Here is a 20,652-nt window from a genome sequence, read left to right on the forward strand (position 1 = left end):
GCTCGGCGCCGAGGCGCCCGCCGCGGCGGCGGTGCTCGTCGCGGCGCTCGCCCGCGCGCCCGACCCCGCGTCTCGCGTCGCCATCGCCGCGGTCGGCCAGGCCCTCGCGGATCCCGATCCCGAGCTGTCCTACGCGTGGCGCGCCGAGCTCTACGCGGCCGCCACCGAGCGCGGCCTCGACGAGGTCACGAGCCTGCTCGTCTCCCCCGCGCCGCTGCGCGCGTTCCCCGCCGCGCGCGCCCGGCCGGATCCCCGGCTCGCGGGGCTGTCGATGGGTCACAAGAAGGCGTTCGCGCGCGGGCGCCGCGATCCCGATCTCCTCGCGCGTCTGGCGGCGGAGGGCGATCCCGCCGTCGTCGAGGAGCTGCTGCGGAACCCGCAGCTCACGGAGCCGTTCGTCGTCCGCATCGCGGCGCGCCGCCCGTGCCGGCCCGAGACCCTGCGCCGCCTCTTCGAGTCGCGCTGGTGCAGCCGGCCCGCGGTCGCCCGCGCGCTGGCGCGGAACCCGTACGCGGAGCCCGAGCTCGCGCTGAAGCTCGTCCCTTCGCTCCCCGGGCCGGACCTGCGCGCGCTGGCGGAGGATCTCGCGATCCACCCGCTCGTCCGCGCCCTCGCCCGGAAGCTCCGGCGGGAGCGGGGCCGCCGCGACGGGTCGTCTCCGAAAGCGCGGCCGCTCTAGACGACGGCTCGTGGTTCGCGATCACCTCGGGTGCCGCGAGTCACCCTCCCGCCCGCGCGCCGGCGGCTCGCCGGAGGCGCCCGCGCGCGCGTTGCGCACGGCGCGGCCGAGCGCGTCGCCGAGCGCGGGGATGCGCGTCGCGCCGAAGACGAGGAGGGTGACGAACAGGACGAGGAGGAGCTCGGTCATCGGGATCCAGCGCGGCCGCTGCCGCGAGCGAGGTAGAATAGCCGCGCGCCCCCCTCGATGCCAGGCGCGGGGAGCGCGCCCATGCCGGGAGCAATGACCGATGCGCCGCGGGTCGCGGGGCGGCCCCTCGTCCTGGGGCACCGCGGCGCGAGCGCCGACGCGCCCGAGAACACGCTCTCCGCCTTCCGCCTCGCGCTCGAGCAGGGCGCGGACGGGGTCGAGCTGGACGTGTGGCGCTGCGCCACCGGGGAGCTGGTCGTCTTCCACGACGAGGACGCGGCCCGCCTCACCGGCGTCGCCCTCTCCGTCCCCGACGCGCCCTTCGCGGCGCTGCGGGCGCTCGACGTCGGCGCGCTCCGCGGAGACCGCTTCCGGGGTGAACGGATCCCGCGCCTCGAGGAGGTGCTCGAGGCCCTGCCGGGCGCGGTCCTGAACGTGGAGCTCAAGTCGCGCCTCCGCCGCGCCGACCTCGGGCTCGCCACCGCGGTCGCGGGGGTCCTCCGCCGCGCGCGCGCCGGCGGCCGCGTCCTCGTGTCGTCGTTCGACTACCGGCTCGTGGTGGCGTTCCGCGTCGCCGCGCCGGAGCTCCCGGTGGGACTGCTCGTCGAGGCCGAGCGTCCGCGCCGCGTCCTGACCGCGCTCGCGACGCGGCTCCTGCGGCCCGCCGCGATCCACCCCGAGCGCCAGCTCGTCACCCCCGCCCGTGCGCGCGCCTGGGCGAAACGCGGACTCGCGGTGAACGTCTGGACGGTGGACGATCCCGAGGAGGCGCGCCGGCTCGCCGCGCTGGGCGCGGCGGCGATCATCACGAACGCGCCGGGACGGATCCGCGCGGCGCTCGCTCCTAGAACTCCCAGCCCGCCTTGAGCGCGCCGCCCCACGTGGAGGCGAGCCGGTAGTCCGGGTACTCGTCCGCCGCGGGGTTGGCCTTCCCGTCCTTCGTCGCGCCGCCGAAGTACGTGACCTCGCCCGCGAGCGAGACGACGTGGGCGGTGAAGCGCACGCCTGCGGTCGTCCGGTAGAAGCCGGCGCGCAGCTTCGGGAACGCGGCCTGCGTGGAGCGCAGGTCGGCGGGCGCGGTCGCGGTCGTCCCGCCGGCGCGGCGCGGGCCGAAGTCCATCGTCTCGGAGGACGCGCCGACGTAGGTGAAGCGCCCCGCGAGGTAGGGCGTGAAGCTCGTGACCCCGTTCACGCCGAAGCGCTTCGACACCATGAGGTCGAGGTCCGTCGCGCCGAGGTTCCAGTCGCGCTGGCCGAAGAGCTGGGTGTGGGCGACGCGCACCGCGAGGTCGGGCAGCACGCGGAAGCCCTCGTTGAGCGCCCACTTCCCCTCGACCTGCGCGCCGAAGTAGGAGGACTGCGACAGGTAGATCATCCGGCCGCCCAGCTCGAGGCTGAACGGCAGCGACTTGCGGACGTGCACCGAGGGCAGGAACAGCTCGTGGGGCGTCATCGAGCGGGTCTGCCACGGGCCGCGCGGCTCGAACACGGGCGGCGAGCCGAACGAGGTCCGGCCGACGGTCCCGGGGTGCACCGCGACGTAGGCCGCCTCGAGGTCGACGTCGAAGCCGACGTAGCCGGTCGTGGAGGCGGGGGTGAGGATCGCGGACGAGAGCGCGAGCGCCGTCTCGGTGGAGAGGATGGCGAAGCGCGTCTTGGCCTCGCTGGCGAGGAGCGCCGCCTCCGAGTCGGAGAGCGTGAAGGGGGTGTCCTGCACCTCGGCGAGCCGCTTCCATACGTCGGCGCTCGGCGCGCCCAGCCGGGCGAGATCGAGATCGAGCGGCTCCCCCGCGAGGGCGAGGCCCGGGCGCAGCGACAGGACGGCGGCGACGGCGATGGGCGCCAGCAGACGACGCATGGAACCTCCAGGGGCGCCTCGCCCGGACGAGCTCCGGCCGGGCAGGCGGCGACGAAGTTACAGCCGGGATCCGGATGGGTCAATTCGAGGAGAATCGCCCCGCCGCCCGGAGCCGTCCGTCCCGGATCTCCTCGCGCGGCGGCGGCCCGAGCTGCCTCGCGGGCCGCAACACCGCGGAATCCGGTCCGACCGGGGCGCCGCGCCGCCCGGCACGCGCCGTGCTCTCCTTCGCGCGCACCGGGCCCAACCCAATCCTTTCAGGCGCCCGGAGGAGACTCACATGCGTAAGATGATCGGCACCCTCGCGGCCCTCGCCGTTTTCGCCTCCGCCGCCCCTGCGTTCGCGCAGGAGACGAAGCCGGAGGCCCCGGCCGCCGCGACGGAGACGAAGACGGAGGCCACGCCGGCCGCGAAGCCGGCGAAGAAGAAGCACACCGCGAAGAAGCACACCGCCAAGAAGGCGGCCGCGAAGACCGAGGCCGCCCCGGCCGCGCCCGCGTCGAAGTAGCCGAACGGTTCCCGGCCCGGCGGCTCACCCCCCGCCGCCGGTGCCGGGTCCCCCGGGCGCGTGAGCTGGAACGATCATGTCCCTCCGTGCCCGCATCATCCTGCTCTTCGCCGCGACGCTGGTCCTCACCCTCGGCGTCGCGTCCTACCTCGGCGAGCGGGTCGCGACCCGCGCCATCGAGGCCACGCTGCGCGAGCGCAGCGTCGACCTCGCGAAGGCGGTCGCGGAGGAGCTGGACCTCTCCCCCGGCACCGACATCGAGAAGGCCGCCGACGCGCTGGCCGAGCAGCTCCGGCCGCGCCGCATCGTGCGCTTCGCCGAGCTCGCCATCCGGCACAAGGGCGAGGTGCGCGTCGCGCGCGTGACGTTCGGGCTCGAGGGCGCCGAGATCGAGGCCGAGACCCGCGCCGCGCGGGCGTTCCCCGTCGAGGCGACGGTGTCGCTCGTCGACGACGGCGAGTCGCGCGGCTGGCGGGTGGACCTCCCCCTCCACGAGGGGCGCACCACCTTCGGCGCGCTGCGGATCGAGACGACGCTCTCGGAGGTCGAGGAGATCGCCAGCACCGAGCGCCGCGAGTTCTTCCTCGTCGCCGGGGTGGGGGCCGCGGTCCTCGCCGTGCTGTTCACGTTCCTCCTCGGTCACATGCTCGTGCGGCCGCTGTCGCAGCTGGCGGTCGCCATCGAGGGCGTCCAGTCGGGCGCCATCGACGCGGAGGGGGTGCCCGGCCCGGAGCGGTCCGACGAGATCGGCGTGCTCGCCCGCGGCCTGCGCGCCATGCTGCAGCGGGTGCGCCGCTTCAACGACGACCTCGCCGCCATGGTCGCCGACGCGACGGCCGACCTCGCCCGCAAGAACCGCGAGCTCGCCGAGCTGAACCGGCTCCTGTTCGAGGCGCGCCGGGACCTCGTCTCCAAGGAGCGGCTGGCGGCGCTCGGCCAGCTCTCCGGCACCATCGCCCACGAGCTCGGGAACCCCCTCAACACGATCAGCGGCCACGTGCAGCTCCTCGCGCGCGATCCGGCGTGCCCGCCCGAGCTCAGCGCCGGGCTCGAGGTCGTGGAGGGCGAGGTGCGGCGGATGACCGCCATCATCCGGCGCTTCCTCGACTCGGCCCGCGGCCTGCGGCCCGAGGCGGCGCCGGTGGACCTCGCCGCGCTCGTGCACGAGGCGCTCACCCTCAACGTACCGGAGGCCGACCGGGCGCGCCTCGAGCTCGTGCGCGAGGTGCCGCCCGATCTCGCCCAGGTGCGCCTCGATCCCGCGCTGGTCGGCCACGTGCTCGGGAACCTCGTCTCGAACGCGGTCGAGGCGATGCCGGGGGGCGGCCGGCTGGCGGTGCGCGCCGCCCGGCGCGGCGGGCTCCTCGGGCTCTCGGTGAGCGACACGGGGGCCGGGCTGCGCCCCGAGGAGCGCAAGCGGATCTTCGAGCCGTTCTACACGACGAAGCCCTCCGGCAAGGGCACCGGCCTCGGGCTCGCCATCTCGCGCGAGATCGCGGCGGCCCTGCGCGGGCGCATCGAGGTGGAGAGCACGCCCGGCGCGGGCGCGACGTTCACGCTGTGGATCCCGACCCCGGCGGCGGACGGGGCGGAGGAGGAGGGGGGCGATGGCGCGCTTCAGGATCCTGGTCGTCGATGACGATCGCGCGAGCCGCGAGCTGCTCGCGCGGATCCTCGTCGCGCGCGGGCACGACGTGCTGGCGCTGCCGGACGGCAAGGACGCGCTCGCGGCGCTCGAGCGCGGGCCGGTGGACCTCGTCGTCTCCGACATCCGCATGGCGGACGTGGACGGGCTGCAGCTCACGGATCGCATGCGCGAGGCCGCCCCCGACACCCCGGTCGTGCTCGTGACCGCGTTCGGCAACGTCGAGGGGGCCGTGGAGGCGATCCGCCGCGGCGCGTTCGACTACATCTCGAAGCCCTACGACGTCGACGCGATCGCCGTGGTGGTCGAGCGGGCGCTCCGCCAGCGCGCGCTCGTCCTCGAGAACCGGGCGCTGCGCGGGCAGGTCCGCGAGCGCTACCGGCTCGAGGACGTCGTGGGCCGGAGCGAGGCGATGCTGGAGGTCTACAAGACCGCGGCGCGCGTCGCGCCGAGCCCGGCCACCGTGCTCATCCTCGGCGAGAGCGGGACCGGCAAGGAGCTCGTCGCCCGCGCGATCCACGCCGCCTCGCCGCGCGCCTCGGGGCCGTTCGTGCCGGTGGACTGCGGGGCGATCGCGGAGGGGGTGCTCGAGTCCGAGCTCTTCGGCCACGCCCGCGGCGCGTTCACCGGCGCGCAGGCCAGCCGGCGCGGGCTCTTCGAGGAGGCCCACGGCGGAACGCTGTTCCTGGACGAGATCGGCGACGTCGGCCCCGCGCTGCAGGCGCGCCTCCTGCGCGCCCTCCAGGAGGGCGAGATCCGCCGGGTGGGCGCGAACGAGCCGGTGCAGGTGGACGTGCGCGTCGTCGCGGCGACGAACAAGGACCTCGCGGCGGCGGTGCAGGCCGGGCGCTTCCGCGAGGACCTCTACTACCGCCTCAACGTGGTGACGCTCCGCATCCCGCCGCTCCGCGATCGGCGGGAGGACATCCCGCTGCTCGTCGAGCACTTCGCCGCGAAGCACGGGCACCCGCAGGCGGTGGTCACGCCCGCCGCGCGCGAGATGCTCGTCGGCTGGCGCTGGCCGGGGAACGTCCGCGAGCTCGAGAACGTCGTGGCGCGCGCCCTCGCCTTGAACCCCACCGGCGTCATCGAGCCGGACGCGCTCCCCGAGTCGATCCGCGGGCCGGGCGCGACGCCCATCCCGGCCGTCGCCGCCGGGGAGCGCCCCACCCTCGCGGAGCTCGAGCGCCGCTACGCCGCGCAGGTGCTCGCCGAGCAGGGGGGGAACAAGACGCGCGCCGCCGAGGTGCTGGGCATCGACCGCAAGACGCTCTACCGGATCCTGGGCGAGGAGCGGGAGGAGTCGAAGGCGTAGCGGAGTCGCCCGCGGGGTTCGGTGTCACCCTGCGGCGAAGTGCCCACGCCCGAGCGGGACTCGCGCGGGAGCGCCGCAGCGCTACATCAGGGGCCCGTGAACGACCTCCTCGCTGCCCGCTGGCTTTTCGGGACCTCGCTCGCCTTCCACATCGTCTTCGCGGCGGTCGGCGTCGCGATGCCGCTCTTCATGGTGCTCGCCGAGTGGCGCTTCCGGCGCACCGGCGCGCCGGCCTACCTCGAGCTCGCGAAGCGCTGGGCCAAGGGGACCGCCATCCTCTTCGCCGTCGGGGCGGTCTCCGGGACGGTGATCTCGTTCGAGCTCGGGCTCCTCTGGCCGCGCTTCATGGAGTTCGCCGGGCCCATCATCGGGATGCCCTTCTCGCTCGAGGGCTTCGCGTTCTTCGCGGAGGCGATCTTCCTCGGCATCTACCTGTACGGCTGGGGCCGGGTGGGGCCGCGGCTGCACCTCGCGAGCGGCGTCGTGGTCGCGGCGAGCGGCGCCGCCTCGGCGTTCTTCGTCACGCTCGCGAACGCGTGGATGAACGTGCCGGCGGGCTTCGCGGTGCTCCACGGCGCCGCCTCGGACGTGCAGCCGCTCGTGGCCATGTTCCCGCCGGGCTGGGCGCACGAGGTGGTGCACGTGCTGCTCTCGAGCTACGTCGCGACCGGGTTCGCGGTGGCCGGCATCCACGCGCTCTTCCTGCTGCGCGATCCGGCGAACGCGTTCCACCGCGGCGCGCTCCGCGTGGCCCTCGGCGTCGGGGCGGTCGCGGCCCTCCTCCAGCCCATCTCGGGCGACTTCTCCGCGCGCCAGGTGGCGGCGACCCAGCCCGTGAAGCTCGCCGCGCTGGAGGGGCAGTTCCGGACCGAGCGCGGCGCGCCGCTCCGGGTCGGCGGGTTCCCCGACGTCGAGGCGCGGGAGACGCGCCTCGCCCTCGAGATCCCCTACGGCCTCTCGCTCCTCGCCTTCCACGACCCGCGGGCGGAGGTGCGCGGCCTCGAGGCGTTCCCGCGCGAGAACTGGCCGAACGTGCGGAACGTCCACCTCGCCTTCCAGGCCATGGTCGGCCTCGGCAGCGCGCTCGCGCTCGTCGCGCTCGCGTACCTGTATCACCGGCTCCGCGGGAAGCCCCTGCCGCGCCTCCTCCTCCGGGCGGTGCTCGTCACCTCGCCCTTCGGCTTCCTCGCCCTCGAGGCGGGCTGGCTCGTCACCGAGTGGGGCCGGCAGCCGTTCACGATCCGCGACGTCATGCGGACGGCGGACGCGGTGACGCCGGTCGGCAACATCGCCGTCCCGTTCGTGGCGTTCACGATCCTCTACCTGTTCCTCGCGGCGATGGTGATCGTCCTCCTCCGCCGCCAGATCGCGAAGAGCCCGCCCGCGTCCGAGGTCGGGGCGCCCGCGCCGGCGGAGGGCGCCCTGTGACAGCCGCGGATCTCCTCGGCGGCGCGATCCTCGCCGCGCTCGTGCTCTACGCGCTCCTCGGCGGCGCGGACTTCGGCGGCGGCATCTGGGATCTCCTGGCGACGGGCCCGCGCAAGCGGGCGCAGCGCGAGCTCGTCGAGCACGCGATCAGCCCGATCTGGGAGGCGAACCACGTCTGGCTCATCCTCGTCATCGTCCTCCTCTTCACCGCCTTCCCGAAGGCGTTCGCGGCGATCTCGATCACGCTCTTCGTGCCGCTCGTGCTGCTCCTGTTCGGGATCGTGCTCCGCGGGGCGGCCTTCACCTTCCGCACCTACGACACGCCGGAGGACCGCGTCCAGGTGCGCTGGGGGCTCGTCTTCTCCGCCTCCTCCGTGCTCGCGCCGGTCGTGCTCGGGGTGATCGTCGGCGCCATCGCCTCCGGCCGGCTCGCGGGGCCGCCGGAGGGGGTCGATCCGCTCGCCTGGCTCGCGCCGTTCCCGCTCGCGGTGGGCTTCTTCGCGGCGGCCCTCTTCGCGTTCCTCGCCGCGACCTACCTCGCCGTCGAGGCGCGGGACGCGCTGCGGGAGGACTTCCGGCGCCGCGCCATCGGGGCGGGCGCCGCCGTGTTCCTCGCCGCCGCGCTGGCGGGCGTCCTGTCCTGGTACGACGCGCCCCTCGTGTTCGCCGGGCTCCTCCGGCGCGGCTTCTCGCTGCCGCTCCACGTTGCCACCGCGGTCGCGGCGGTGACGGCGTTCGCCGCGCTGTTCCGCCGCCGCTACCGCCTCGCGCGCGCGGCGGCGGCGGCGCAGGTCACGCTCATCGTGCTCGGCTGGGGCGCCTCGCAGTACCCGTACCTCGTCGTCCCGGGCCTCACGCTGGCGACGGCGAGCGCGCCGCGCGCGACGCAGGTGGCCGTGCTGTGGGCGCTCGCCGCGGGCGCGATCTTCCTCTTCCCGGCCCTGTACCTGCTGTTCCGCGTGTTCAAGGGCGAGCGGCCGTTCTCGGTCCTGGACCGGCGGCCCGCGCCGGGCCCGCGGGGCGAGGGCTAGGCGCCGGCTACCGCTGCGCCGCCACCGCCGCGACGTCGCCGACGAGCGCGCGGACGTCGTCGTCGGTCACGTCCCACGCGCACATGAAGCGGGAGCCGCCGCCGATGAAGTCGTAGAAGCGCCAGCCGCGCCCGCGGAGCGCGTCCGCGGCCCCGGGCGGCAGGGCGGCGAACACGGAGTTCGCCTCGCGCGGGTGGAGGATCCGGACCGACGGGATGGCGCGGAGCCCGGCCTCGAGGCGGGCGGCCTGCTCGTTCGCGCGCCGCGCGTGGCGGAGCCAGGCGCCGTCGCGGAGCATGCCCACCCACGGGGCCGCGAGGAACCGCATCTTCGAGGCGAGCTGGCCGGCCTGCTTGCAGCGATAGTCGAACTCCGCAGCGAGGGCGCGATCGAAGAACACCACCGCCTCGCCGACCGCCATGCCGTTCTTCGTCCCCCCGAAGCAGAGGACGTCGACGCCCGCCTTCCAGGTGAGCTCCCTCGGCGCGACGCCGAGCGAGGCGACCGCGTTCGCGAAGCGGGCCCCGTCCATGTGGAAGCGCAGCCCGCGCGCCTTCGCGCGCGCGCCGATCGCCGCGAGCTCCTCCGGCCGGTAGACCGTGCCGAGCTCGGTCGCCTGCGTGACGGAGACCACGCGCGGCTTCGGGTAGTGGATGTCGCTGCGCTTCTCGACCATGTGGTCGATGCCGGCGGGGTCGATCCGGCCGTCCGCGCCGGGGAGGGTGAGCACCTTCGTGCCGTTCGAGAAGAACTCGGGCGCGCCGCACTCGTCGGTCTCGACGTGGGCGGCCTCGTGGCAGAGGATCGAGTGGTAGGACTGGCAGAGGGACGCGAGGGCGAGCGAGTTGGCGGAGGTGCCGTTGAAGACGAAGAACACCTCGCAGTCGGTCTCGAACGTCTCGCGGAGGAGGTCGGCCGCTCGCGCGGTGTAGCGGTCGTCGCCGTACCCCGGCGCGTGGCCGGCGTTCGCCTCCGCCATGGCCGCCCAGGCCTCCGGGCAGATGCCGGCGTAGTTGTCGCTCGCGAAGTGGCGCCGCTCGTGCGGGGGGGTGATCATGAGGCGCGCATGGTAAGGCCGGGCGCCCGCCGCGCGCCAGCGGCGGCGAGGACGGGCCTGCGGCCTCACCGGTAAGGGCGGACCGGCGCGATCTGCGAGGCCAGCTTCTCGGGCGCGATCGCCGGCAGCCGGCACTGGCCGCGCTCGCAGACGTAGGCGGTCGGCCGGCCGTTCAGGGCGACCTTCTCCGCCGCCACCGGCGCCACGCGCCCGAGCCGCTCGAGCACCGCGCCCTCGGGGGCCCCGGCGATGGCGCGGTTCGGGAGGAAGCTCCGCCTGAGCACGGACACGAACGGCTCCGGCGCGCTCTCGCCCTCCGGCCAGACGAGCACCACCTCGCGCGCGGCGTCCAGGGCGAAGTCGACGGCGAGGAGCAGCTCGGTGAAGGAGGCGGGGTGCTCCCCGATCGCCAGCGCGTAGTGGCGGAGCGCGCCCTCGGCGCGGAGGCGCCAGCGGTCGTCGGTGGTGAACGCCGAGAGCCGGAGCGCGTTCACGAGCGCGACCGAGGCGCCGGACGGCTCCGCGCCGTCGTGGGTGGGCTTCTCGCGGGCGAGGAGCCGCTCGTGGTCGGCCGCGGTGCCGAACCACCCGCCGCCCTGCGGGTCGCCGAACAGCGCCTCGAGCCGCTCGGACAGCTCGACCGCCGCCTCGAGCCAGCGCGGGTCGAACGTCGCCTCGTAGAGATCGAGCAGCCCCTGCGCGACGAAGGCGTGGTCGTCGAGGAAGGCCGGGACGCCCGCCGCGCCGTCGAGCCAGGCGCGGCGCAGCCGGCCCTCCACGACCATCCGCCCGAGCACGAACTCGGCGGCGCGGGCCGCCGCCACGACGTGGCGCTCCTCGCCGAGGGCACGACCCCCGAAGGCGAGCGCCGAGATCGCGAGGCCGTTCCAGCCGGCGAGGATCTTCTCGTCGCGCAGCGGTCGCGGGCGTTCCTCGCGCGCCGCGTACAGGATCGCGCGCTGCGGCGCGAGCGCCTCCCACGCGTCCTCGTCCGGCGCGGGGACGTGGAGGATGTTCCGGCCCTCGAAGTTCCCCCGCTCGCTCGCGCCGTGGAAGCGCATGAAGCGCTCGGCCCCCTCGCCCAGGCGCTCGCGGAGCTCCGCCGCGCTCCAGACGAAGAACCTCCCCTCCTCGCCCTCGGAGTCGGCGTCGGTGGCGGAGTAGAGCGCCCCCTCCGGAGAGGTCATCTCGCGCCCGAGGTAGTCGAGGGTCTGGCGGACCACGCGCGCGAGGTCCCGCCGCCCGGTGACCTGGAACGCCTCGGCGTAGGCGACCGCGAGGAGCGCGTTGTCGTACAGCATCTTCTCGAAGTGGGGGACGAGCCAGGCGGTGTCGGTGGAGTAGCGGTGGAACCCGCCGCCCACCTGGTCGTGCAGCCCGCCCGCCGCCATCTTCTCCAGCGTGAGGGTCGCCATCCGGAGCGCCTCCGGATCGCGCGCCCGGCGGTGGTAGCGGAGGAGGAAGCGCACCGGCAGGCTGGAGGGGAACTTCGGCGCGCGGCGCAGCCCGCCGTTCACCGGGTCGAACGCGTCGCGGAATCCGCGGAACGCCGCCTCGAGCACCTCCGGCCCCGGCGTGTCGGAGGCGGGCGGCCCCTGCGGCGCGAGCGCCCCGCGGACCGCCTCCACGAGCGAGCGCGTCGCCGCCTCCACGCGCCCGGCGTCGCGCGCGTACAGGTCGGCGACCTCGCCCAGGATCGAGAGGAACCCGCGGCCGGCGCCGCGATCGCCGTCGCGGGCCGGGAAGTAGGTCCCGCCGAAGAACGGCTCCCGGTCCGGCGTGAGCCACACGCTCATGGGCCAGCCGCCGCTGCCCGTCAGGAGCTGCACCGCGGTCATGTAGAGCCCGTCCACGTCGGGCCGCTCCTCGCGGTCCACCTTGATGGGCACGTAGCGCTCGTTGAGGACGCGCGCGATCTCCTCGTCCTCGAACGACTCGCCCTCCATCACGTGGCACCAGTGGCAGGTCGAGTAGCCGACGGAGAGGAACACCGGGCGGCCGGTGCGACGGGCCTCCTCGAAGGCCTCCTCGCCCCACGGCCGCCAGCTCACCGGGTTATGAGCGTGCTGGAGGAGGTAGGGGCTCTTCTCGAGGATGAGACGGTTCGTGAACCGAGGCCGCCCCTGCGCGTCGAGGTGATGGGTGCGGGGGACGTAGCCGTCGCCCTTCGCGCGCACCGCGTCGGTGAGCCGTCGCGCGAGCGCCTCCGGGAACGGGTCCGCTCCGGGCAGCCTGTCCATCATGGACGGTGCTTAACGGGGGGCGGGCGCCCGCTCATGGTGACCCGCCAGGGACCCTCAGAAGAGGTCTTCGAGGGACTTGGCGATCCGGGCCTCGATCTCCGCGCGCATGCGCCGGGCCGCCTGCACGGTCTCCTCGATGGCGGCCTGCAGATCGCCCGCGGGCCCGCCCGGGATGACGCGCAGCGCCTCCCGGGGGAGGCGGCCCTCCGCGGGCGCATCGCCGCCTCGCCGCCCACCGGGCAGGACCACGAGCCGCGCGCGTGGGACGTCCACGTCCATGAGAACAAGCTACGGCGCCGAACGGGCGCGGGAAGGGACCCGCGGAAGGCCCACGCGGCCCCGCCCGACGTCTCGCGGCGCCCCCGGTCGCCCCGAGCGGGCGCTCAGCCCTTGATCACACCCATCGGCTCGAGCCGGGCGACGAGGCGCGAGATCCCCGCGCCGTCCATGACCGCCACGACCTGCGCCACGTCCTTGTAGGCCTCGCTCATCTCCTCGGCGAGGGTCTTCTTCCCGCGCGCGATGACCTCGATGCCCCGCGCGGCGAGCTCGCGCGCGATGGAGCGCCCGCGCCCGCGCCGGAGCGCCTCCCCGCGCGACATGAGCCGGCCTGCGCCGTGGCACGAGCTGCCGAAGGTGTCGGCCATCGCCCGCGCGGTCCCCGCGAGGACGTAGGAGTAGCGGCCCATGTCGCCCGGGATGAGCACCGGCTGGCCGGCGGCGCGGTAGGGCGCCGGCACGCGGGGATCGCCGGGCCCGAAGCAGCGCGTCGCCCCCTTGCGGTGCACGAGGACCCGCCGGACGACCCCGTCGACCGCGTGCTCCTCGAGCTTCGCGACGTTGTGGCAGACGTCGTAGAGGACGCGGGCGCCGAGCTCGCGCTCCGAGATCGCGAGGGCGTGGAGGAGCGCGCGCACGGCGAGGCCGGTCATCACCTGGCGGTTCGCCCAGGCGAAGTTCGCGGCGGCCTGCATCGCGCCGAGGTAGCGCTGGCCGAGCGCGCTCGCGATCGGCGCGGCGGCGAGCTGCGGATCGGGGAGGGTCGCGTAGTCCTCCCCGAACTCGCCGCGCCGCGCGGCGATCTCGGCGACGAACTCGTCGCAGACCTGGTAGCCGAGGCCACGCGAGCCGGTGTGGATCTGGATCGCCACCCGGTCCGGGACGAGCCCGAACGCCTCGGCGACCACCGGGTCGTACACCTCGGCGATCCGGTCCACCTCCAGGAAGTGGTTCCCGCTCCCGAGCGTGCCGAGCTGATCCGCGCCGCGCGTCCGCGCTCGCGCGCTGACGGCCGACGGATCGGCGCCGGAGAGCCGGCCGCCCTCCTCGCAGCGCTCGGCGTCGTCGCTCGCCGCGGCGAACCCGCGCCGGACCGCCCAGCGAGCGCCGCCCGCGAGGACCTCGTCGAGCGCGTCGTCCGAGAGCCGCGGGATGGCGCTCTTCGCCCCCACGCCGGTGGGGATGTCGCGGTAGAGCTGGGCGGTGACCGCGTGCAGCCGCGCGCGGACGTCCTCCGCCTCGAGGGCGGTGGTGAGGACCCGCACGCCGCAGTTGATGTCGTAGCCCACGCCGCCCGGCGACACGGCGCCGTGCTCGGCGTCCATCGCCGCCACGCCGCCGATGGGGAACCCGTATCCCCAGTGGATGTCGGGCATCGCCAGCGAGAAGCGGAGGATGCCGGGCAGGTGCGCGACGTTCGCGACCTGCTGGAGCGCGGGGTCGTCCGGCGCCGGCGGCCCGACGCTGTAGACCCGGCCCGGCACGCGCATGCGCCCTTCGCGCGGGATCTCCCATAGGTCGCCCTCGATGCGCCGGAGCTTCATTCGTTCCTCGCCAGACGAGAGTTCGAGGTTCGCGATGGTCCCCAGGGAGGGGCCCCGTCGCGAAGCGACGGGGAGGGACGCAGTCCCTCCCGGCGGGGAACGGTCGCGAACCCGCGAAGCGGGCGCGACCGTTCACGGGCCCCGCCGAGCAGGGGTGGGGCCCCGACGACGGCGGCCAGCCGTCGGCGGGGCGGGGGCGCAGCCCCCGTCATATATCGAAGACCGCCTGCGCCACCCACCCCGCACCCTCGCGCTCGAGCCGCGCCGCGTGCCAGGTGACCGCCTTCAGATCCGCGCCCTCCGCGTGCAGCACCGGATCGCGCCGGCCGAAGGCGACGACCGCCTCCGTCCCCGCCTCGTCCACCCGCAGCACCTCGCAGGCCGCCGGGACGAGCGCCTCGGTCGCCAGCCGGTACAGGAGCTCGCGCAGCAGCGCCACGGCGCTGCCCGCGAGGCCCGGCCCACCCTCCACCGCGACGCGCTCCTCCCGCTCGGCCGCGACGGCGGCGCCGCCCGACGCGAGCGCGGCGAACGCGAGGACGAGCCGCGCGAGCGCCTCCTCCGCGGTGGCGCCGCGGGTGCGCACCCCCACGTCGGCCGTGTGGCCGAGGTCCTCGTACGGCTGCGGCAGCGAGAGGCGCATCCCGGGGGAGCTTAGCCTCCGCGCGCGCCGGCGCCGGGTTCCGCGCGGGTCAGCCCGCCTCGACGGCCGCCCGGTCGGCGAGGGGCACGATCTCGCGCGCGGAGACGCGGAGGAAGCGCGCGTAGAGGCCCACGGCCACGGCGGTGAGCCCCAGGACGAAGCCCCACCACAGCCCGGTGACGCCCAGCCCGAGGGTGAACCCGAGCAGCACGGTCGCGGGGAAGCCGAGCGCCCAGTGGCCGACCAGGTTCGCGGCGAACGCGAAGCGGGTCTCGCCCGCGCCGCGCAGCACGCCGGCGCCGACGCCCTGGATGCCGTCGGAGAGCTGGAACAGCGCGGCGATGCGCAACAGCGGCACCGCGGCCGCGACGAGCGCGGGGTCGTCGGTCATCGCCCGGGCGATGGGCCCGGGGAAGAGGAAGAAGACGAGCCCGGAGAGCGACATGAACGCGGCCCCCGAGCCGAACGCGGCGAGGCCCGCCCGGCGCGCGCCCGCGCGATCGCGACGGCCCACCGCCCAGCCCACGCGCACGGAGCCGGCGTTGCCGAAGCCGATCGCGACGGTGAACGTGAGGCTCGCGATGGAGATGGCGAGCTGGTGCGCCGCGAGCGGGAGCGCGCCGAACCGGCCGGCGAGGAAGCCGACGAGCGCGAAGATGCCGACCTCCGCGCCCATGTGCAGGCCGACGGGGAGCCCGACCGCGAGGGCCGCCCGGAGCGCGGGGCCGTCCGGCGCGCGGGCGACGCGTCCCGGCGGCCGCGGCACGCCGCGAACGGCGAGCGCGAGCAGGGCGGCCTGGGCGACCGCGCAGAGGCTCGTCGCGATCGCCGCCCCCGCGGCGCCGAGCGGCGGGATGGCGCGGAGCGGGCCGGCCACGGCGGGGAGCCCTGCGCCGCCGAACACGAGGAGCACGTCGGCGGGGACGTTGAGGAGGTTCGCGAGCACCGTCGCGACGACCATCGGCCGGACCACGCCGTGCGCCTGGAGGTAGGCGCGGCCCGAGAAGTAGAGCAGGAAGAACGGCAGCCCCGGCAGCCGCCACACGAGGTAGCGCCCCCCCTCTCGCGCGACGTCCGCGTCGATCCCGAGCGGCTCGAGCGCCGCAGGCGCGAGCAGGAACGGGACGGCGAGGGCCGCGGAGAGGGCGAGGGCGAGCCAGGTCCCCTGCCAGAGGAGGCGGCGCGCGCGGGCGGGGTCCCCCGCGCCGAGCGCCTGCGCGATGAGGGGATCGAGGCCCTGCATGACCCCCATCCCCAGCACGGACAGCGCCATGAACAGCACGTTGCCCAGGCCGACACCGGCGAGGGGCAGGGGGCCCGCCCGCCCCACGACCGCGGTGTCCACGACGCCCATGAGCGCCTGTCCGCCCTGGGCGATCGCGAGCGGGACGGCGAGTCGAACGAGCGCGGAGACCTCCGCGCGGAGCGGGCTTACGGCGGGCGTCACGGGGGGCGGAACATACTCGCAACCGGCCGGGGGCGCAGCCGGTCGGCGTACCCTTCCACACCTCGCCCTCCGGCCACGGCGGGGTCCACGCCGGCGGGGGAGCCGCCCCCTTCACTGGCGCGGCGAAGCGTACCCAGGGTCCGGGTGCCGTCATCGGCCGGGTGGCGTCCACAGCTTGAATCAGCAGAGATCCCGGAGATCTGGCCCGATCGCGGGTTAGCCTCTCGACGGCCGGGGCCCGACATGTTTACCTCCCGCCGCCCTCGCTGGGCCCTCGATGTCAGAAACCCGCTCACCGCGCGCCGGTCCTGAAACCTCCCGCAGCGCCACCCCGGCCGCCGCCGAGGCGGCCGTCGTCGCCACGCTGGCGCCAGCGCACGGGCATCGCGCGCCCGCGAGAGGCGCCGCGCTCGCGAAGCTCGCGCTCGGCGCCCTCGGCGTCGTCTACGGCGACATCGGCACGAGCCCGCTCTACTCGCTGAAGGAGTGCTTCACCGGGCACCACGGCGTCGCCCCGAGCGCGGCGAACGTGCTCGGCGTCCTCTCGCTCGTGTTCTGGGCGATGACGTTCGTCGTCACGTTCAAGTACCTGTCCTTCGTGATGCGGGCCGACAACCGAGGGGAGGGCGGCATCCTCGCCCTGCTCGCCCTGGTCGGCCGCCACGAGGCCCGCCGCCGGGGCAGACAGCTCCTCCTCATCCTCGGGCTCTTCGGCGCGGCGCTCCTCTACGGCGACGGCGTCATCACGCCGGCCATCTCCGTCCTCGGCGCCGTCGAGGGCCTCACGGTCGCCGCGCCGGCGCTCGCGCACTGGGTCGTGCCCGTCACCGTCGGCATCCTCGCGCTCCTGTTCTTCATCCAGCGGCGCGGCACGGCGGTGGTCGGCGCGGTGTTCGGCCCGGTGATGCTCGTGTGGTTCGCCTGCATCGCCATCCTGGGCGTGCGCGGGATCCTCTTCGACGCCTCGATCCTGCAGGCGGTGCTGCCGACGCACGCGATCGGCTTCTTCGTCCGGAACGGCTGGCAGGGGTTCCTCGTCCTCGGCGGCGTGGTCCTCGTCATCACGGGCGGCGAGGCGCTCTACGCGGACATGGGCCACTTCGGGAAGCGCCCGATCCGCTTCGCGTGGCTCCTCGTGGCGATGCCCGCCCTGCTCCTCAACTACATGGGGCAGGGGGCGATCCTCCTCCACGATCCGGAGGCGGCGCGGAACCCGTTCTTCCTGCTCGTGCCCGAGTGGGCACTCTACCCGATGATCGCGATCGCCACCGCGGCCGCGATCGTCGCGTCGCAGGCCCTCATCTCCGGCGCGTTCTCGCTGACGCGCCAGGCGGTCCAGCTCGGCTACTCGCCGCGCGTGACCATCCGGCACACCTCCTCGACCGAGATCGGCCAGATCTACGTGCCGGAGGTGAACGCGCTCCTCGGCATGGCGACCATCGCCCTCGTGCTCGGGTTCAAGACCTCCTCGAACCTGGCGGCCGCGTACGGCATCGCGGTGACGGGCACGATGGCGATCACGACGCTGCTCTTCCACAGGGTCGCGCGCGATCTGTGGCGCTGGCCGCGCTGGCGCGCCTGGCCCGTCACGCTCCTCTTCCTGTTCGTGGACGTGTCCTTCCTCGGGGCGAACATCATCAAGGTCGAGGAGGGCGGGTGGTTCCCGCTCGCCGCCGCCGCGTTCGTGTTCACGCTGCTGTCCACCTGGAAGCGCGGCCGCGAGGCGCTCGCGGAGATGATGCGCGGCGCGGGCCTGCCGCTCGACGTGTTCCTCGAGGACATCGCGCGCCGCAAGCCCCAGCGCGTGCCCGGGACGGCCGTGTTCATGACCGGGAACACCGGCACCGTCCCACCCGTGCTCCTGCACCACCTGAAGCACAACAAGGTGCTGCACGAGCGCGTGGTGCTCGCCTCCCTCATGACCGAGGAGATCCCCTCCATCCCCGACGCCGAGCGCGTCAGCGTGAAGGAGCTCGGCTCCGGCTTCTTCCAGGTGGTCGCCCGCTACGGCTTCATGGAGACCCCGGACGTGCCGGCGATGTTCGCGTCGCTGCCCCGCCGCAAGCTCGACGGGCCGAAGATCGAGCTGAAGCCGATGGAGACGACCTACTACCTCGGCCGCGAGACGCTCCTGCCGACGGGACCCTCCAAGATGTCGCGCTGGCGCAAGCGGCTCTTCATCATCATGGCGCGGAACGCCCAGACCGCGAGCGCGTTCTTCGGCCTGCCGCCGAACCGCGTGGTCGAGATGGGCGCGCAGATCCAGCTCTAGCGAGCCCGGCCCGGTCGGCGCGGACGCGGCTCGCCGCCTCGCCGAGCACGCCGCGACGCCGCCCCGCTCCCGACGATGCGCTGGCCCGACGCCCTCCGCTCCCTTCGCAAGCGCGACCTGCGGCTCTTCTTCGCCGGGCAGAGCGTCTCGCTCGCCGGCACCTGGATGCAGGGCGTCGCGCAGTCGTGGCTCGTGTGGCGGCTCACGCGCTCCTCCGAGCTCCTCGGCGTCGTGAACTTCCTCGGCCAGGTGCCCGTCTTCCTGTTCGGCATCTGGGCGGGCTCGATCGCCGATCGCCACCCCCGCCGGCGCATCGTCCTCCTCACCCAGACGAACGCGATCTTCCAGGCGGTGCTGCTCGCCGCGCTCACCCTCGCGGGCGTCGTCCGGCCCTGGCACGTGGTGGTGCTCGCCGGGATGCTGGGGCTCACCTACGCCTTCGAGATCCCGGCCCGCCAGGCGCTCCTCGCCGACATCGCCGGCAGCGACGCGCCGAACGCCATCGCGCTCAACTCCTCCATCGTGAACTCGGCGCGCATCGTGGGGCCGGCGCTCGCGGGCGCCCTCGTCGCCGCGGTGGGGGAGGGCTTTTGCTTCGCGCTCAACGCGCTCTCCTTCGCCGGCACCTACTACGCGCTCGTGAAGATGCATCCGCCGCCGCAGCCGAGGGTGGAGGGGGGCCGTCGTGCCCACCTGCTCGAGGGGCTCGCCTACGCAGGGCGGACCGGCCACGTGCGGGCGCTGCTCGCGCTCCTCGCCGTCTCGAGCTTCTTCGCCATGCCCTACCAGGCGCTCCTGCCGGTGGTCTCGGCGGAGGTGCTCCACGGCGGGGCGGGGCTGTACGGGCTCCTGCTCGGCAGCGCCGGCGCCGGCGCGCTCGTCGGCGCGATCGGCCTCCTCCTGCGAAATGGGCTCGCCGGCCTGGGCCGCCGCGTGGCGCTCGGCACGACCCTCCTCGGCGCGGGCCTCCTCGCGCTCTCCTTCTCCCGCCACCCGGTCGTCGCCGGCGCCTCGCTCGTCGTGGCCGGGTTCGGGTTCATCACCCAGATGGCCGGCACGATGACGCTCTTGCAGGGGCTCGCGCCGGTCGACATGCGGGGGCGGGTGATGGGGCTCTTCTCGACCCTGTTCGTGGGCGTGACGCCGTTCGGCTCCCTCGCCGCCGGCTTCGCCGCGAGCCGCTTCGGCGCCCCGCGCACCATCGGCGCCGGAGCGGCGGTGGTGATCTGCGCGAGCGCCGTGTTCCACCTCGCGCTCCCGCGCCTGCGCCGGACCGTGCTCGCGCAGCACCCCACGCTCTTCCCGCCTGCGCCGCAGTGAGCGCGAGAGGCCCCGCCCCCCGAACCGGCCCCGCCCCCCCTTGCGCCGCCCCCTCCCCCCATCCAGCGCCACGCCGCCCCAGGGCTGGCTCGCCTTCTCCGTCGTCGCGGTTGGGACGGTCATGGCGACGCTCGACGGCAACATCGTGAACGTCGCGCTGCCGACCCTCGGCCGCGAGCTCGGCGCGGCGGTCGGACCGCTGCAGTGGGTCGTGAACGCGTATCTCCTCGCGATCACCGCGACGCTCGTCCCCCTCGGCCGGCTCGGCGACCGGTTCGGGCACCGCGCCGTCTACACCGCCGGGCTCCTCGTGTTCACGGCGGGGTCGGCGCTCTGCGGGCTCGCCGGCGGGCTCGGCGTGCTCGTCCTGTCGCGCGGGGGCCAGGCGCTGGGCGCGAGCGCGATGATGGCGATCGGACCGGCGATCATCACCGCGGCGTTCCCGGCCGGCATGCGCGGGCGCGCGCTCGGGGCGGCCGGCACCGTCGTCGCCCTCGGCCTCACCGCGGGGCCGCCGCTCGGGGGCCTCATCCTCACGCACCTCTCCTGGCGCTGGATCTTCTACGTGAACGTGCCCATCGGGATCGCCGGCGCGGCCTGGGCGCTGCGGGTCCTCGCGCGCAGCGGCGGGAACGCGGGCGGGCCGCTGCTCGACACGCGGCTGTTCAGGATCCCGCTCTTCACCTGGGGCCTCGTCGCGGGGCTGCTCTCCTACGCCGCGATGTTCTCGCAGACGTTCCTCACGCCCTTCTTCCTCGCGCGCGTGCTCGGGCTCGCCCCCGGGTCGCTCGGGCTCGTCCTCGCCGCGGTCCCGCTGGCGCTGTCGGTGGCGTCGCCGCTCTCCGGCTGGATCGCCGATCGCCTCGGGGGGCGGTGGCTCCCCGCGGTCGGGATGCTGCTCCTCGCGGCGGGCCTCACGGCGCTGTCGTTCGCGAGCGCGCAGGGCGGCGCCGCCGGGTTCGCGGCGCGCCTCGCCCTGTGCGGCGCCGGGATGGGGCTCTTCCAGGCGCCGAACAACGCGCTCGTCATGGGCGCGCTGCCGCGCGAGCGGCTCGGCTCGGGCGGCGGCCTGCTCGCGACCGCGCGGAGCGCCGGGATGGCGGCGGGGGTGGGGCTCGCGGGCGCGCTGTTCGCGCTGCGCGCCGGACCCGGCGCGAGCGGCGAGGCGTTCCTCGGCGGCTACGCGCTCGCGCT

18 protein-coding genes are annotated in these 20,652 nt (G+C 75.1%); 10 read left to right on the forward strand and 8 right to left on the reverse strand.

What is annotated here, in order from left to right; genetic code table 11:
• A partial coding sequence (locus MNZ39_RS17410; protein WP_242340351.1) for a hypothetical protein occupies positions 1–679 on the forward strand: 679 nt, incomplete at its 5' end.
• A 21-nt stretch (positions 680–700) separates the two neighbouring features.
• Here the strand turns inward: MNZ39_RS17410 and MNZ39_RS17415 are convergent.
• On the reverse strand, positions 701–868 hold the full coding sequence (locus tag MNZ39_RS17415) for a twin-arginine translocase TatA/TatE family subunit (RefSeq protein ID WP_242340352.1): 168 nt from the start codon (positions 866–868) through the stop codon (positions 701–703).
• Positions 869–949: 81 nt separating this feature from the next.
• Between MNZ39_RS17415 and MNZ39_RS17420 the strand changes: the two genes are divergently transcribed.
• Complete coding sequence (locus MNZ39_RS17420; RefSeq protein WP_242340353.1) at positions 950–1,735, forward strand: glycerophosphodiester phosphodiesterase family protein; 786 nt, start codon at positions 950–952, stop codon at positions 1,733–1,735.
• Here the strand turns inward: MNZ39_RS17420 and MNZ39_RS17425 are convergent.
• Complete coding sequence (locus MNZ39_RS17425) at positions 1,713–2,726, reverse strand: hypothetical protein (RefSeq protein ID WP_242340354.1); 1,014 nt, start codon at positions 2,724–2,726, stop codon at positions 1,713–1,715. The two genes, MNZ39_RS17420 and MNZ39_RS17425, sit on opposite strands and share 23 nt — an antisense overlap.
• Positions 2,727–3,006: 280 nt before the next feature.
• Here MNZ39_RS17425 and MNZ39_RS17430 point away from each other — a divergent pair, with 280 nt between their 5' ends.
• The 5 genes from MNZ39_RS17430 to MNZ39_RS17450 all read left to right on the forward strand — a co-directional run bounded on the left by MNZ39_RS17430 (position 3,007) and on the right by MNZ39_RS17450 (position 8,653).
• A complete protein-coding gene (locus MNZ39_RS17430; protein WP_242340355.1) occupies positions 3,007–3,234 on the forward strand; it encodes a hypothetical protein in 228 nt (75 codons plus the stop codon).
• Positions 3,235–3,310: 76 nt separating this feature from the next.
• Positions 3,311–4,873: an ATP-binding protein gene (locus MNZ39_RS17435; protein WP_242340356.1), complete on the forward strand. Its 1,563-nt coding sequence runs from the start codon at positions 3,311–3,313 to the stop codon at positions 4,871–4,873.
• Positions 4,842–6,194 (forward strand): sigma-54 dependent transcriptional regulator, encoded by a 1,353-nt coding sequence (locus MNZ39_RS17440; RefSeq protein ID WP_242340357.1) that lies wholly within the window; start codon positions 4,842–4,844, stop codon positions 6,192–6,194. Before MNZ39_RS17435 ends, MNZ39_RS17440 begins: the two co-directional genes overlap by 32 nt.
• A 96-nt stretch (positions 6,195–6,290) precedes the next feature.
• A complete protein-coding gene (locus tag MNZ39_RS17445) occupies positions 6,291–7,622 on the forward strand; it encodes a cytochrome ubiquinol oxidase subunit I (RefSeq protein WP_242340358.1) in 1,332 nt (443 codons plus the stop codon).
• Entirely contained in the window at positions 7,619–8,653 is a 1,035-nt protein-coding gene (locus MNZ39_RS17450) for a cytochrome d ubiquinol oxidase subunit II (RefSeq protein ID WP_242340359.1), read from the forward strand. The genes MNZ39_RS17445 and MNZ39_RS17450 overlap by 4 nt, the downstream gene beginning before the upstream one ends.
• A gap of 7 nt (positions 8,654–8,660) precedes the next feature.
• Here MNZ39_RS17450 and MNZ39_RS17455 read toward each other — a convergent pair whose 3' ends face one another.
• The 6 genes from MNZ39_RS17455 to MNZ39_RS17480 form a co-directional block, all read right to left on the reverse strand.
• Positions 8,661–9,710 (reverse strand): low specificity L-threonine aldolase, encoded by a 1,050-nt coding sequence (locus MNZ39_RS17455; protein WP_242340360.1) that lies wholly within the window; start codon positions 9,708–9,710, stop codon positions 8,661–8,663.
• Positions 9,711–9,775: 65 nt separating this feature from the next.
• On the reverse strand, positions 9,776–11,953 hold the full coding sequence (locus MNZ39_RS17460) for a thioredoxin domain-containing protein (protein ID WP_242340361.1): 2,178 nt from the start codon (positions 11,951–11,953) through the stop codon (positions 9,776–9,778).
• Between the two features lie 54 nt (positions 11,954–12,007).
• Entirely contained in the window at positions 12,008–12,232 is a 225-nt protein-coding gene (locus MNZ39_RS17465; RefSeq protein ID WP_242340362.1) for a hypothetical protein, read from the reverse strand.
• Positions 12,233–12,336: 104 nt separating this feature from the next.
• On the reverse strand, positions 12,337–13,776 hold the full coding sequence (locus MNZ39_RS17470) for an RtcB family protein (RefSeq protein WP_242340363.1): 1,440 nt from the start codon (positions 13,774–13,776) through the stop codon (positions 12,337–12,339).
• Positions 13,777–13,984: 208 nt separating this feature from the next.
• Positions 13,985–14,419 carry an archease gene (locus tag MNZ39_RS17475; protein ID WP_242340364.1) on the reverse strand — a complete coding sequence of 145 codons (435 nt, stop codon included), beginning with the start codon at positions 14,417–14,419 and terminating at the stop codon, positions 13,985–13,987.
• A gap of 49 nt (positions 14,420–14,468) precedes the next feature.
• A complete protein-coding gene (locus tag MNZ39_RS17480; RefSeq protein ID WP_242340365.1) occupies positions 14,469–15,866 on the reverse strand; it encodes an MATE family efflux transporter in 1,398 nt (465 codons plus the stop codon).
• Positions 15,867–16,143: 277 nt separating this feature from the next.
• On the opposite strand from MNZ39_RS17480, the gene MNZ39_RS17485 reads away from it, so the two are divergent.
• The 3 genes from MNZ39_RS17485 to MNZ39_RS17495 form a co-directional block, all read left to right on the forward strand.
• Entirely contained in the window at positions 16,144–18,138 is a 1,995-nt protein-coding gene (locus tag MNZ39_RS17485) for a potassium transporter Kup (RefSeq protein ID WP_242340366.1), read from the forward strand.
• Between the two features lie 75 nt (positions 18,139–18,213).
• Entirely contained in the window at positions 18,214–19,458 is a 1,245-nt protein-coding gene (locus MNZ39_RS17490) for an MFS transporter (protein WP_242340367.1), read from the forward strand.
• A gap of 40 nt (positions 19,459–19,498) precedes the next feature.
• Positions 19,499–20,652 (forward strand): MFS transporter (locus MNZ39_RS17495; protein WP_242340368.1); only part of this gene is annotated, 1,154 nt, incomplete at its 3' end.

Source organism: Anaeromyxobacter sp. SG66 (genome assembly GCF_022690805.1).
In the GTDB taxonomy this organism is placed as follows: Bacteria; Myxococcota; Myxococcia; order Myxococcales; family Anaeromyxobacteraceae; genus Anaeromyxobacter; species Anaeromyxobacter soli.

Coding starts and splice junctions, on each gene's coding strand:
- MNZ39_RS17415 (WP_242340352.1), bottom strand. CDS start 868: ATGACCGAGCTCCTCCTCGTCCTGTTCGTCACCCTCCTCGTCTTCGGC.
- MNZ39_RS17420 (WP_242340353.1), top strand. CDS start 950: ATGCCGGGAGCAATGACCGATGCGCCGCGGGTCGCGGGGCGGCCCCTC.
- MNZ39_RS17425 (WP_242340354.1), bottom strand. CDS start 2,726: ATGCGTCGTCTGCTGGCGCCCATCGCCGTCGCCGCCGTCCTGTCGCTG.
- MNZ39_RS17430 (WP_242340355.1), top strand. CDS start 3,007: ATGCGTAAGATGATCGGCACCCTCGCGGCCCTCGCCGTTTTCGCCTCC.
- MNZ39_RS17435 (WP_242340356.1), top strand. CDS start 3,311: ATGTCCCTCCGTGCCCGCATCATCCTGCTCTTCGCCGCGACGCTGGTC.
- MNZ39_RS17440 (WP_242340357.1), top strand. CDS start 4,842: ATGGCGCGCTTCAGGATCCTGGTCGTCGATGACGATCGCGCGAGCCGC.
- MNZ39_RS17455 (WP_242340360.1), bottom strand. CDS start 9,710: ATGATCACCCCCCCGCACGAGCGGCGCCACTTCGCGAGCGACAACTAC.
- MNZ39_RS17460 (WP_242340361.1), bottom strand. CDS start 11,953: ATGATGGACAGGCTGCCCGGAGCGGACCCGTTCCCGGAGGCGCTCGCG.
- MNZ39_RS17465 (WP_242340362.1), bottom strand. CDS start 12,232: ATGGACGTGGACGTCCCACGCGCGCGGCTCGTGGTCCTGCCCGGTGGG.
- MNZ39_RS17470 (WP_242340363.1), bottom strand. CDS start 13,776: ATGAAGCTCCGGCGCATCGAGGGCGACCTATGGGAGATCCCGCGCGAA.
- MNZ39_RS17475 (WP_242340364.1), bottom strand. CDS start 14,419: ATGCGCCTCTCGCTGCCGCAGCCGTACGAGGACCTCGGCCACACGGCC.
- MNZ39_RS17485 (WP_242340366.1), top strand. CDS start 16,144: ATGTCAGAAACCCGCTCACCGCGCGCCGGTCCTGAAACCTCCCGCAGC.
- MNZ39_RS17490 (WP_242340367.1), top strand. CDS start 18,214: ATGCGCTGGCCCGACGCCCTCCGCTCCCTTCGCAAGCGCGACCTGCGG.